At 43.3% G+C, this 14,005-nt stretch carries 8 protein-coding genes and 3 pseudogenes; 10 read left to right on the top strand and 1 reads right to left on the bottom strand.

Annotated elements, in window-relative coordinates:
* Nucleotides 1-126 precede the first annotated feature (126 nt).
* The 6 genes from AC058W_RS09675 (at nucleotide 127) to guaA (ending at nucleotide 9,974) form a co-directional block, all read left to right on the top strand.
* Entirely contained in the window at nucleotides 127-1,977 is a 1,851-nt protein-coding gene (locus tag AC058W_RS09675; protein WP_479390014.1) for an AAA family ATPase, read from the top strand.
* A gap of 246 nt (nucleotides 1,978-2,223) precedes the next feature.
* A complete protein-coding gene (recD2, locus tag AC058W_RS09670) occupies nucleotides 2,224-4,602 on the top strand; it encodes an SF1B family DNA helicase RecD2 (RefSeq protein WP_479390013.1) in 2,379 nt (792 codons plus the stop codon).
* A complete protein-coding gene (locus AC058W_RS09665) occupies nucleotides 4,490-4,882 on the top strand; it encodes a DUF4186 domain-containing protein (protein ID WP_479390012.1) in 393 nt (130 codons plus the stop codon). The genes recD2 and AC058W_RS09665 overlap by 113 nt, the downstream gene beginning before the upstream one ends.
* 96 nt (nucleotides 4,883-4,978) lie before the next feature.
* A complete protein-coding gene (locus tag AC058W_RS09660) occupies nucleotides 4,979-5,140 on the top strand; it encodes a hypothetical protein (protein ID WP_242986755.1) in 162 nt (53 codons plus the stop codon).
* 203 nt (nucleotides 5,141-5,343) lie between these two features.
* On the top strand, nucleotides 5,344-7,737 hold the full coding sequence (locus AC058W_RS09655) for a glycoside hydrolase family 31 protein (protein WP_117845348.1): 2,394 nt from the start codon (nucleotides 5,344-5,346) through the stop codon (nucleotides 7,735-7,737).
* Nucleotides 7,738-8,396: 659 nt separating this feature from the next.
* Nucleotides 8,397-9,974, top strand: coding sequence for a glutamine-hydrolyzing GMP synthase (gene guaA / locus AC058W_RS09650; RefSeq protein ID WP_008705330.1), 1,578 nt, complete (start codon nucleotides 8,397-8,399; stop codon nucleotides 9,972-9,974).
* A gap of 292 nt (nucleotides 9,975-10,266) precedes the next feature.
* Here the strand turns inward: guaA and AC058W_RS09645 are convergent.
* A pseudogene (locus tag AC058W_RS09645) lies at nucleotides 10,267-10,798 on the bottom strand (helix-turn-helix domain-containing protein).
* A gap of 448 nt (nucleotides 10,799-11,246) precedes the next feature.
* Here AC058W_RS09645 and AC058W_RS09640 point away from each other — a divergent pair.
* The 4 genes and pseudogenes from AC058W_RS09640 to AC058W_RS09625 all read left to right on the top strand — a co-directional run bounded on the left by AC058W_RS09640 (nucleotide 11,247) and on the right by AC058W_RS09625 (nucleotide 13,998).
* Nucleotides 11,247-11,435: a helix-turn-helix domain-containing protein gene (locus tag AC058W_RS09640; RefSeq protein ID WP_009247528.1), complete on the top strand. Its 189-nt coding sequence runs from the start codon at nucleotides 11,247-11,249 to the stop codon at nucleotides 11,433-11,435.
* The gene (locus AC058W_RS09635; protein ID WP_009247527.1) at nucleotides 11,436-12,527 is read left to right on the top strand and encodes a site-specific integrase; all 1,092 of its coding nucleotides are present in this window, start codon (nucleotides 11,436-11,438) and stop codon (nucleotides 12,525-12,527) included.
* A pseudogene (locus AC058W_RS09630) lies at nucleotides 12,517-12,853 on the top strand (plasmid mobilization protein). Before AC058W_RS09635 ends, AC058W_RS09630 begins: the two are co-directional and overlap by 11 nt.
* Nucleotides 12,843-13,998, top strand: a pseudogene (locus tag AC058W_RS09625) (AAA family ATPase). Before AC058W_RS09630 ends, AC058W_RS09625 begins: the two co-directional pseudogenes overlap by 11 nt.
* Nucleotides 13,999-14,005 lie beyond the last annotated feature (7 nt).

Raw genomic sequence — 14,005 nt, 5'->3', positions numbered from 1 at the left:
ATACTGTTAAATGTGAGAAACTGGGCATTTTATCAGAAATACAGAGGAAATATAATGGAAATCCAGAGGAAATAAATTACTGAAATTTCCGATAAATGCTATACTATTTCCGAAAGGAGCGATAACATGACCGATATCAGATATATTTCAACAAAAGAAGCCGCCGGGATTATGGGATTATCAACAAGAAGAGTAGTAGGGTTATGTAATGCTGGAAAACTGGAAGGCGCTTTAAGAAAAGGTCGCAATTGGATGGTTCCGGAGGAGACTGTATATGATTACATTGGCATTAAAAAACCTGAAGCAGGAAATGCAGAGGTTCTTTCTTGCGCAGTTGGGAATACATCTTACATGGATGTAGTAAAGAACAGTTATTATGTAGATAAAACACTTCTGATCCGTGATTTGATTGATGATCAGGTTCCGGTCATTTTGTTTACCAGACCACGAAGATTTGGAAAGACACTTGCTCTTGATATGCTTAAAACTTTTTTTGAAAAAACAAAAGAGGATACTTCCGTTTACTTCAAAGATAAGCAGATTTGGGCATGCGGTGAAAAATATCAGAAGATGCAAGGTGCATTTCCGGTGATTTTCATCACTTTCAAGGATGCAAAGTTTTCGGATTGGGCTAGTACTTATGCGGCAATTAAAAATGTAATTCGTGATGAGTTTATGCGGCATGATGAGCTTTTTACAAGCGACAGCCTTAATCCGGTGGAACAGGACTATTTGTCCAGAATGCAGTTGGATGAGCTGAGTGAGGTGGAGTATACCAGAGCACTCCTGAATCTGGGACGCATGTTGGAAAAACATCATCAGTCCAAGGTAGTCATTCTCATTGACGAGTATGACACTCCAATCCAACAGGGACATTCCGGAGGTTTCTATAATGAAGTGATTACATTTATGCGTAATTTGATGTCCGGAGGTCTTAAGGATAACCCTGCTCTTGCTTTGGGTGTTCTTACCGGCATCCTCCGTGTGTCAAAGGAGAATCTGTTTAGCGGACTTAATAATCCAATCGTAAATTCTGTGCTTGATGAGAAATACAGCAAATACTTTGGATTTACTGTGGATGAAGTGGACACTATGGCAGCATATTATGGACAGGAGGAAAAACTGGAAGAACTTCGTGAGTGGTACGACGGATATCGTTTCGGAAGTACAGAAATCTATAATCCCTGGTCTGTTTCCAACTATTTCTATAATAACTGTCAGGCGAAACCATATTGGACCAATACCAGTGATAATGAGATCATCCGGGAGATCATGATATCTCTTACACCGGATATTGCAGAAAACCTTTTTGCGCTGTTGCAGGGGCAGACCGTTCAGGCATCGCTAAATATGGATGTCATCTGTCCGAGGATAACGGATGGAACCGATACCATCTTCAGCTTCTTGTTACTTGCGGGATATTTAAAACCTGTAAGTGATGTAGTTGAAACAGAATTTGGGACATTTATGGAGCTGGCGCTACCGAATAAGGAGATTCGCAGAGTTTACAATACAGAGATTTTATCCTGGCTCAGGGGGACAGTGGATGGTAATATCATGGCAGGACTTGAAAAAGCACTGTATCTGAATGATGGGAAGAAACTTCAGGAATTCCTTCGAAAATATATGATTACCTGCATCAGTTGTTTTGATGGAGCCACAGAAAGCTTTTACCATGGCATGATGCTTGGACTGGCAGCAGGCATGTCCTCAAGATATTATATCAGATCAAACAGGGAATCCGGAGAGGGAAGATTCGATCTTGTGTTGGAACCTAAGGTACATTCTTTGCCGGGCGTTATCATGGAATTCAAAGCGATAAAGGATGATGCTGGTTTATCTGCATCCGCCGCAGAGGCTCTGAAGCAGATTGAGGATAAGCACTATGATACAGATATGGAGGATCACGGAATCAAGGAAATTGTAAAATACGGAATTGCCTTTGCTGGTAAAAATGTAGAGATTGCAAAAGGCTAAAAAAGATAACTCATACCCATTTGCTCGAGTCAGGTTGTTTTTTTGTTACCAATAAAGTCATAAAAGCTTCCTGGATGAAACAATACAAAGAGCAAAGATTGGAAATGCCCAGAGGGAAGCAGAACAGGCTTATAACTACAACAAATGGAAAGACAACCATGAAAATATAGTAGAGCCAAAATTCATTCCATTGCCGCAGGCAATCTGGACAGATAATCATTTGTACGACGGAGAAAGGAGACGGATATGGAGCACTTGCGTTGTGTAGTGGAGCGAATTACATATCAGAATGCAGACAATGGATATACGGTTCTGAAATGTGCAGTGAAGAATTACAGTGATCTTGTTACGGTAGTTGGCACAATGCCGGATACCCATGTTGGCTCTGTGTTGTCTCTGGAAGGGATGTGGAAGATGGATGCCAGATATGGGCGGCAGTTTTCCGTAGAGAAATTTGAAGAAACACTCCCCGCTACGGTATACGGAATTGAAAAATATCTGGGTTCCGGTCTGGTCAAAGGAGTTGGTCCTAAATTTGCAAAAAGAATTGTGGAGAAATTTGGGAAAGATACGCTGAATATCATAGAAGATACTCCTGATAAATTGCTTACGGTACAGGGAATAGGGAAAGTTCGGGTAGAACGGATTAAAACAAGCTGGCAGGAGCAGAAAGAAATCAAAAATATCATGCTTTTTCTGCAAAGTCATGAAGTCAGTACCTCTCATGCGACAAAGATTTTTAAGACATATGGCAGTGAGAGTATTGCAATTGTAAAAGAGAATCCATACCGTCTTGCAGATGATATCTGGGGGATTGGATTTAAGACAGCGGATTCCATTGCGCAGAAGATGGGAATTGATAAAGGGAAATTTGTCCGTCTGCGCAGTGGTACTTTTTATACATTGAACAAGCTGGCAGAAGCCGGACACTGTTATGCTACAAGAGAGCAGCTGATCGGGAAAGCAAGGGAACTTCTGGAAGTGGAAGATGCGGAGCTGGAAATCACACTGGATGAAATGATCCGTACAAATGATGTGATCCGGGAGGTGGCCGGTGAGCAGGAAGCGGTCTATCTGCCACCCTATTATTTTTCGGAAAGTGGATGTGCAAAACGGCTGATCCGGCTTATGTCCTGTGGAAAGAAGAAATCTGAGGATGCAGAAGAAATACTAAAGAAAGTAGCAGCTTCGTCAGAAATTACCTATGATGAAATCCAGTGGCAGGCAGTAAAGACAGCTATTTCCTCTAAAGTTATGGTACTGACCGGCGGACCTGGAACCGGAAAGACTACGACAACCCTGGGAATTATTTCAGCATATAAGCAGGCAGGCTCTCAGATTATTCTCGCAGCACCTACAGGAAGGGCAGCAAAAAGAATGTCCGAGGCTACCGGTATGGAGGCTAAGACCATTCATCGGTTATTGGAATATAAACCGCCGGAAGGTTATCAGAAGAATGAAGAACATCCGCTGGAAGGCGATGTGCTGATTCTGGACGAATGTTCCATGATTGACATTATGTTGATGTACAATCTTTTAAAAGCGTTGCCGGAACAGATGTCTCTTATTCTTGTGGGAGATATTGATCAGCTTCCGAGTGTCGGGGCAGGCAATGTTCTCAGGGATATTATTGATTCCGGATGTGTTCCCGTTGTACGTCTGACCAGAATTTTCCGTCAGGCACAGGGGAGCAGGATCATTATGAATGCACACAGGATCAATAAAGGGGAAAGCATTGATATGAGAGGCGGAAAAGATTCAGACTTTTTCTTTGCCACTAAACAGAGCAATCAGGAAGTGGTGGATACCATCGTTCAGTATTGCAGGATGAACCTGCCGAGATATTATCATGTGGATCCATTGCAGGACATTCAGGTGCTGACTCCGATGCAGAGAGGCGAATGTGGAGCAGTAAATCTGAACCAGGTGCTGCAGGAAGCCATGAATCCGTCAAAGATTTTTTTGAGGAGAGGCGGGACACAGTACCGTCTGAAAGATAAGGTGATGCAGATACGGAATGATTATGACAAGGAAGTATTTAACGGGGATATCGGCACCATCACAAAAGTAGATATGGAAGAGAGGGAACTGACGGTTTTGTTTGATGAACGGGAAGTAATCTACGATGTGACGGAGCTGGATGAGCTGACACTTGCCTATGCAGTGACAATCCACAAATCACAGGGAAGCGAATATCCAATCGTTGTCATGCCATTTACCATGAGTCATTTTGTCATGCTGCAGAGAAATCTTCTTTATACAGGGGTGACCAGGGCGAAAAAGATCCTGGTACTTGTGGGGGAGAAGAAAGCAGTGTATTATGCGATAAAAAATGAGACAACCACCGGGCGAAATACCATGCTGGCAAGACGTTTGCAGCCGGATAGCAAAGAAGCACAGGAAGTGAAGACACAGCTTTTGCAAGAGTCATTTGATGAGACAGTAAATGAGACTGGCAGTGCTCCTGTGGCAACCTCACCACAGAAGAGAGAAAAAAAGATTGTCTACAAGGATGGCATACAGCCTTCGATGGTATGTGAGACCCCGGCAGTTTTACGAAGGAAATCTGTGGAAACGCCTGTCGCAGTCAAAGTTCAGAAGCAGTTTTTCCCTGAAAGCAAATGACAGGAGCTATGTATCAGACAAAGGAATGGATAAAGTACGCGAGCATGCCTGTGATTTTATCAGAAAACGTCTTGCGCAGGCAGACATACCAAATGATGGAAAACAGACACCGATGAGAGGACATCCTGTTTTTGTGGCACAGCATGCTACAGCTACCTGTTGCAGAGGATGCCTGGAAAAATGGCATCATATTCCCAAAGGACGGGAACTGACAGAAACTGAGCAGGAATATATTGTAAATGTAATTATGGAATGGATCAGTCGTGAAATGAAGAAATAAAATGTGGAATAGACAAGTGTGAATGATTGCAATAAAATGGCAATATGGTGAAAAAATATCCGGACAAATCGGACATCATTAATATAGGTATATCGAATGAAAAAAATACTAAAAAGAACAGGCAAAGTATTTTGCCTTTTCCTGCTGATCGTGGTGCTGGTAAATGTACTTTTGCCCCTTTTTTGCAGGAAACCGGACGAAAAATATGTGGAAAATCTGAAAAAGACAGAATTTACATCAGAGACAACAGGCGTTTGAAAAATCATTCCCGCAGGCAATCTGGAATGAATTTTGGCTACGTTACTGAGAACGGAGTGAACAGTAACGTATATGTCACATAATTTGTTCAGCAAATTTGTTCAGCAGTTGAAAAAATCGTTGTCAATCGGACCGCAGAAGATTAAAATAGACATAAAAGCAGCTATTACAACTGTTGTTGATGTAAAGGAGGAAAAGCTTTTATGGACTTAAAGAAATTTGTACTGGAAGGTAATCCTGTATGCAGAAAGGAAGCTGTGATCGTGGGCGATCATTTCAGGATTACAATGCTGACAACTGCCCTGATCCGTTTTGAGTACAGCGAAGACGGAGGATTTGAGGACAGAGCAACACAGATGGTATGCAATCGTGATTTCCCGGTGCCAGAATTCAGGGTGAGCGATGGTGGTGAGGAATTACATATTTACACCAAAGACCTGGAAATCCACTATGACAGGCAGAAATTTTCTCCAAGCGGTCTGATGATACGTGTTGCGGGTGGAAAAGCCAGCGAGCGTGTGTGGCATTATGGTGATGAACCGAAAGATCTGCTGGGAACAGCCAGAACCCTGGATGAAGCAGACGGTGAGATTCCGCTGAGTCATGGCATTATGTCCAGAAACGGTTTTTCAGTGTTGGATGATTCCCACACAATGGCTATGGGCGAAGATGGAATGGTAGAGCCACGTCAGGGAAACAGAGCAGACTTCTATTTCTTTGGATATGGTCACAGATATGTGGAATGCCTGCAGGATTTTTACAGATTATGTGGAAAAACACCTCTGCTTCCAAGATACACCTTCGGAAACTGGTGGAGCAGATATCACAAATATACAGAGACAGAATACAAAGAACTGGTAGAGCGTTTTGAGAAAGAAGAAGTGCCATTCTCTGTTGCAGTTGTAGATATGGACTGGCATCTGGTAGAGGATGTACCTCCTGTATATGGAAGCGGATGGACAGGATATACCTGGAATAAGAAGTTTTTCCCCAATCCGCCTGAATTTATGGACTGGCTGCACAAACATGGATATAAGATCACACTGAACGTACATCCGGCAGATGGAGTACGTGCTTATGAGGAAGCCTATCCGAGAGTTGCAGAGAAGATGGGAATTGATCCTGCAAGCAAGGAACCGGTGCTTTTTGACATGACAGATCCGAAATTCATTGAGACATATTTTGAAGAATTGCATCATCCGATGGAAGAAGAGGGAGTAGACTTCTGGTGGCTTGATTGGCAGCAGGGAACTGTAACCAAGGTTCCGGGACTGGATCCGCTCTGGATGCTGAACCACTATCACTATCTGGACAGCAAGTGGAAAGGAAAACGTGCGCTGACTTTCTCAAGATATGCAGGACCCGGAAGCCACAGATACCCGGTTGGTTTTTCAGGTGATACGGTCATTACCTGGGAAAGTCTGAAATTCCAGCCATATTTCACGGCAAATGCCAGCAACATCGGTTTTGGATGGTGGAGTCATGATATCGGTGGACATATGTTGGGATACAGAGACGACGAGCTCACTGCAAGATGGGTACAGCTTGGAGTCTTTTCACCAATGAACCGTCTGCACAGCACAGACAACCCGTTCAATGGAAAAGAACCATGGAAATACAACCAGATCGTAGAAACAGTAATGAAGAATTTCCTGAAACTGCGTCATAAGCTGGTTCCGTATCTTTACACTATGAACCGTCGTGCAAGCAGAGCGGGACTGCCGCTGGTACAGCCAATGTATTATCTGGAGCCGGAGCGTGAGGAAACCTATGAAGTGCCGAACAACTATTATTTCGGCACAGAGATGATGGTATCTCCAATTACAGATAAGCTGGATCAGGTAACAGGACTGGCAGGTGCGAAGACATGGATCCCGCAGGGAATCTGGTATGATTTCTTTAACGGAAGAGCATATAAGGGCGGCAGAAAAGTGGATCTCTGGAGAGATATTTACGAGATGCCGGTACTTGTGCGTGAAGGCAGCATCATTCCGCTGAAGGACATGGAAGGATATGATAATTCCATTGAGAATCCTGAGAAACTGGAAGTACTTGTATATCCTGGAAAATCCGGGGAATTTGTACTCTGGGAAGACGGTGGGGACACACCGGAAGACCTGGATGAGAACTGGGTGTCCACCAGAATGACGAAGACTGCAGATGAGAATGGAACAGTATTTATTATAGAAGCTGCACAGGGAAATACAGCAGTGATCCCGCAGAAACGTTCCTGGAAGATCCGCTTCTGCAATATTCTGGACAAACCGCAGGAGTTTACTGTAAACGGACAGGCATATAAGGAGGCAGAGTTCGCAGAGGATGAGAAGCTTCATGGAACAATAGTGATCCTGAAGGATGTGCCGGCAGATGCACAGGTGAAGATTACTTTTGCGGCAGATGCAGCTGTTTATCAGAGAGACTATGCAGAAGAGGTCTATGAGATTCTGGAAAAAGCACAGATTACCTATGCACAGAAGACAGACGTCTATAAAGTAGTGAAAGAGCTGGGCACAGAGGCAGTGCCTGTTCTGGTATCCATGAATTTGAATCCGTCATTGCTTGGGGTACTGATGGAGATTCTTACAATGGGAATTTAACAGAATCAAGTAAGTTCCCTGCGTTAACACAAAAATCCCGCTCACAGTTGTGTCTTACTGTGAGCGGGATTTCGTATTTTAAAAGAAGGAGTGCCGGATCTTGCGATCCGGCAAGTATGAAAAAGAAAAAGTTTTATTATAAATAAAGCGTTTGCTTTATTTGCTTATTAATATACAAGGAAAATGTGAGCAAAATGTGATGGACTGTTGAAGAAAATGTGATTAAATTCTAAAAAACTTATAAAAAAAGAAAAAGACCTGAAAAGGTCTGTAAAAAGAAGGAGGGCCGGACCTTGCGGCCCGGCATAAGTATGAAAAAGAAAAAAGTTAAAAATCTATGTGAAAAAGCATTTGCAACCTGTTTGTAAAGCATTTGCTTTATTTGCTTATTAATATACAGGGAATTTGTGAGCAAAATGTGATGGACTGTTGAAAAAAACGTGATTAAATTCTAAAAAACTTATAAACTGGAAGTAAGATTACTGTTCACACACCACTACGTTACTGAGAACGGAGTGAACAGTAACGCAGTAAGGAAACACAAGGTGGAAAACTGAAAATAAGCATTGTAAAAATTCGAACTGTAATTTATAATAAAATTCAATGGTAACGGTTCAATATCTTTACAGTTACAAATAATGAGAAACAAGGAGGAAAACATGAAAAGAGAAACAGTCGTCGTACTGGATTTCGGCGGTCAGTACAATCAGCTGGTTGCCAGACGTGTGAGAGAATGTAACGTATACTGCGAAATCTATTCATACAAGACCGATCTTGAGAAAATCAAGGCAATGAATCCTAAGGGAATCATCCTTACCGGTGGCCCGAACAGCTGCTATGAGGCAGATTCACCTACATGCAATAAAGAATTGTTTGAGCTTGGTATTCCTGTTCTGGGACTCTGCTATGGCGCACAGCTTATGATGCATGTTCTGGGCGGAAAAGTTGAGAAAGCAGATGTGAGCGAATATGGAAAGACAGAGGTTCTGGTAGATAAGACAGATTCTAAAATCTTCAAAGACGTATCTGACAAAACAATTTGCTGGATGAGCCACACAGATTACATTTCCCAGGTTGCACCAGGATTTGAGATCGCTGCTCACACAGCAGACTGTCCGGTAGCAACTGCACAGAATGAGGAGAAGAAGCTGTATGCGATCCAGTTCCATCCGGAAGTACTTCATACAGTAGAAGGAAAGAAGATGCTTTCCAACTTCGTTCTTGGTGTCTGCGGATGTGCTGGAGACTGGAAAATGGATGCCTTTGTTGAGCACACTATCAGAGAAATCCGCGAGAAGGTCGGAGATGGAAAGGTTCTTCTTGCCCTGTCAGGCGGTGTTGATTCTTCCGTTGCAGCAGGACTTCTTTCCAGAGCGATCGGAAAGCAGCTTACCTGTGTATTTGTAGACCATGGTCTTCTTCGTAAGGATGAGGGAGATGAGGTTGAGGGTGTATTCGGACCAAACGGTCAGTTTGACCTGAACTTTATCCGCGTCAATGCACAGCAGAGATACTATGACAAGCTGGCAGGTGTTACAGAGCCTGAAGCAAAACGTAAGATCATCGGTGAAGAATTTATCCGTATTTTTGAAGAAGAGGCCAAGAAGATTGGTGCGGTAGATTTCCTGGCACAGGGAACTATTTATCCGGACGTTGTAGAGAGTGGTCTGGGCGGAGAGTCCGCAGTGATCAAATCTCACCACAATGTAGGCGGACTTCCGGATTTCGTTGATTTCAAGGAAATTATTGAACCGCTCCGCGACCTTTTCAAGGATGAGGTTCGTAAAGCAGGTCTGGAGCTTGGAATTCCGGAGAGACTGGTATTCCGTCAGCCATTCCCGGGACCGGGACTTGGAATCCGTATTATCGGTGAAGTTACCGCAGAGAAGGTTCGTATTGTACAGGATGCAGACTTCATTTATCGTGAAGAGGTAGACAATGCTGCAGCTGAATATAAGAAAGAACATGGTGAAGATCCTTCATGGATGCCGAACCAGTATTTCGCAGCACTGACAAATATGCGAAGCGTAGGCGTTATGGGCGACTTCAGAACTTATGATTACGCTGTAGCGCTCCGCGCAGTGAAGACCATCGACTTCATGACAGCCGAGTCTGCTGAGATTCCTTATGCAGTACTGAATAAGGTTATGAACCGCATTATTAACGAAGTTAAAGGCGTTAACCGCGTATTCTATGATTTGACCAGCAAGCCACCGGGTACGATTGAATTCGAATAAATCGAGTTGCTTAAAAAAGCCAGTGTTTATGCGGGTTTCAGCGATTTCGATTAGTCTTTTGATAACAAATTGATAACAGTCATAGCAAGTGCCATTATTCTTGTTATCCAGTGGTTTATGGGTAACGGAACAATTAACAGGTGGCTTGCAGACTAAAGTTCGGAGCTTGGCTCTGAACAAATTCCATATTATAAACTAAGCCCTTAGCTGTGGTTAATAACCATAGTTAAGGGCTTTTTTGTCGTTGCCAAAGCATCTGTAGGGAGCTGCCAGTGGCAGGTCCTGTAGGTGCTTATTTATCTTTCAAGTGGTCTTTGAATGCTTCCACGAGAGCGTCACTTAATTCCTGTGATGGAACTTTTGCCCAACGCTGTGTGGTGTCGAACTCTGGATAATGGTAACGCCAGTTATCGTATTCTTCTCTGTTGATTTCTTCGGAAGATAGCTTGTCTGCCTGTTCTTTCCAAGCATACAGCATTTTGAGGAGTTCATATGCTTCTCTGCCTTTGTCCTTGTTGACCTTTAAGCATACCTCTCCGTCTGCTTCACTGACAGTAAGACCGTAAATATCTTCAAGGGTAAACAGAGTGTGCATAAGACCGATATAGCTGTCTATGTCAGGAACATCAAGAGCCTGTGGAGAAACATCAAGCACCTGTGCCAATGCATTTGTAAGGTCTGCTTTCGGTTTGCGTGTACCAGTTTCGTACTGTGCCAAACGCACATCAGCACTCTTTTCTGGAAAACCGATTGCTGTACCGAGATACTTTTGTGTCATACCACGCATTAGTCGTGAAAAAATGTATTCTTTCGCTGATAGCCATAATGATACGCTCCTTTTATATTTAGTGAAATAAGTATAGCAGAAATGTTTAGTGGAAGTCAAGAAAAACCGAAACAAAAATGTTTAATATTTTCTTTGCAACCACTTGACAATAGCAAATATGTTTAGTAAAATAAATTACGAATTAAACAAATATGCTTAATGCGACAACTGAATGACCGTCCGAAAAGCCAAACCGCCAAGACCTCGTCGGAGCAAGTTCCGTATCGTTCGCTTGTGTGCAAGCACAAAAGCTCATTCGCTGCACTGCTCCTCCTCTTCCCCAAAAGTCTCCGACTTTTCGGGAACCCCTATACGAGCGAGCGCCTGATGTACTGCGGTGCATTGGGACAGCACAGCGCCTGCCGACAAGCAGGAGTGCCTGTTGGAACTTTAACACGGAGAAAGCGGCAAGCAAAAAATTATTTTAAGAAAGGAAGAAAAAGGATATGGAAAACAGATTTATCCGAGCCGAAGATGTGGCTCAGGAACTAAACGTATCAAAACCTTATGCATATAAACTCATCAGACAATTAAATGAGGAATTGAAAGCAAAGGGCTTTATTACGATTGCAGGGCGTGTAAATCGCCAGTATTTTTACGAAAGGCTCTACGGAGCAGGAAAGGGGGAAATGTAAATGCCGGTATTTAAGAATGAAGATAACGGTACTTGGTATGTGATGGCAAGGTATGTGAACTGGAAAGGGGAACGCAAGCAGAAATGCAAGCGTGGCTTTGCTACCAAACGAGAAGCACAGGAATGGGAAAGAATGTTCAAATTGCAGACTTCTTCAGACCTTGATATGAGTTTTGAAGCCTTTACGGAGCTTTATATCAATGATGTGAAGAACCGTTTGAAGGAAAACACGTGGCTTACCAAAGAGCATATCATACGCACAAAGATACTTCCGTATTTCGGGAAACTGAAAATCAGCGAGATTTCCACAAAGGAGATTATTACTTGGCAGAATGAAATGCTTGCCTATCGTGATGAGAAGAAAAAGCCTTATTCACAGACGTATCTGAAAACGCTGCACAATCAGTTGTCCGCCATTTTCAATCACGCTGTCCGCTACTATGAACTGCGTTCCAATCCTGCGGCAAAGGTGGGAAATATGGGACGTGAGGAACACAAGGAAATGCTGTTCTGGACAAAGGAAGAATACAAGAAATTCTCTTTTGAGATGATGGACAAGCCTGTTTCCTTTTATGCGTTTGAAATGCTTTACTGGTGCGGTATCCGAGAGGGCGAGCTGTTAGCTTTGACTCCGGCAGATTTCAACTTTGATAAGGAAACAGTCACAATCAATAAATCCTATCAGCGTTTGAAAGGGCAGGATGTGATTACTTCTCCGAAAACGAAAAAGAGCAACCGCACGATTAAAATGCCGAAGTTTCTGTGTGAGGAAATGAAAGAATATCTCGGTATGCTTTACGGATTGAAGAAGAAAGACCGTATCTTTACGGTGACGAAAAGCTATCTTCATCACGAGATGGACAGAGGGGCAAAGGCGGCAGGCGTGAAGCGTATCCGCATTCACGATCTCCGTCACAGCCACATTTCACTCTTGATTGATATGGGCTTTTCTGCGGTGGCGATTGCTGACCGAGTTGGTCACGAAAGTATTGATATTACTTATCAGTACGCACACCTCTTTCCGTCAAAGCAGATTGAGATGGCAGAAAAATTAGATGATTTAGGGAAAGGAGATTTTGAAAATGTCAGCTAAGAACAGAGATAACAAAAATCGTTGGAGGAATATCACAGTAGGGTTTCGAGTATCGCCCGAAGAAAACGAACTCATTAACAGAGCTGTAGCTCTATCAGGATTGCCAAAACAGGAGTATTGTTACCGCCGTTGCTTAAATCAGGATGTGGTGGTACAGGGCAATCCGAGAGTGTATAAGGCGTTGAAAACGGAATTTGCCACAGTCCTTGCGGAACTGAAAAGGATTGAAGCAGGAAAAGGTGTGGATGATGAACTTGCTGAGTGTAATAGAACTGATTTCCATTATTCTCGGCGGTTTGAAAGGAGAGGATGCGAATGGAGAATAAAAAAGAAATGACTATTCCAAATGTATCTGCGGCAACAGATGCGGAACAGTCACTTTCCAAATGTACTGACAATAGTATAGTCAATCAGGATACGGATTTCAAGGGGTACGAGCAATCTTTTGAAGAAATGCAAAGGGAAATACTCAGACAGTTAGACCCTTCCGATCTCGAAAACAGTATCAATGACAACGCTGTATGATACGGTGTTTGAGGTTCAGACACCACTTATCGACGGTCTGCTCCAAAGGGGAACTTACCTTTTCGTAGGTTCCCCGAAAGTGGGAAAGAGCTTTATGATGGCACAGCTTGCCTATCATATCAGCACAGGCACACTGCTTTGGGAGTATAAGGTGCGTAAGGCAACGGTGCTTTATTTTGCCCTTGAAGATGATTACCCACGTTTGCAGAAGCGATTGTTTCAGATGTTCGGTGCAAAGGAGACAGGCAATCTGTATTTCGCAACGGAATGTAAAACGGTCAATGGCGGACTGGAAGAACAGATAAGAGGGTTTATGAGGGAACACCCAGACACAGGCTTGATTATCATAGACACCTTAAAGCGTGTGCGTGAAGCAGGCGGAGCAGATTACAGCTACGCAAGTGATTATGATGTTGTGGCAAGGCTGAAAGCGTTGGCAGACAGTTACAAGGTTTCAATGCTTATTGTTCATCATACACGCAAACAAAAATCGGAAGATATATTCGATATGATTTCAGGCACGAATGGTCTGATGGGTGCGGCAGACGGTGCATTTGTTCTCAGTAAGGACAAGCGTACTTCCAACAATGCCACACTTGATGTTGCTGGCAGAGACCAGCAGGATATGAAAATCCATCTTGTAAGGGACAGCGAGCGATTGGTGTGGAACTTTGCAAAATCGGAAACGGAGATGTGGAAAGAACCGCCCGAACCTCTGCTTGAGAAGATAGCGGATACGCTCTTTTCGGAAAGTGACAGATGGGAAGGAACTGCTTCGGAACTTTGCGAAAGGCTTGCGGTGGATATAAAGCCGAATGTACTTTCTTTAAGGCTCAGTATCAACGCAAGCAGGCTGTTTCGTGATTACGGTATCCGTTATCAGAACAGCCGCACACACGACGGAAGAAAGGTTTCACTTTGGAAAGAAACCGAGCAGACGGCGTGACAAACGG

Source organism: Blautia sp. CGZ-1-C1 (assembly GCF_056504575.1).
The sequence above is the reverse complement of the archived record's forward strand: the minus strand, read 5'-3'. Positions and strand labels throughout refer to the sequence as shown.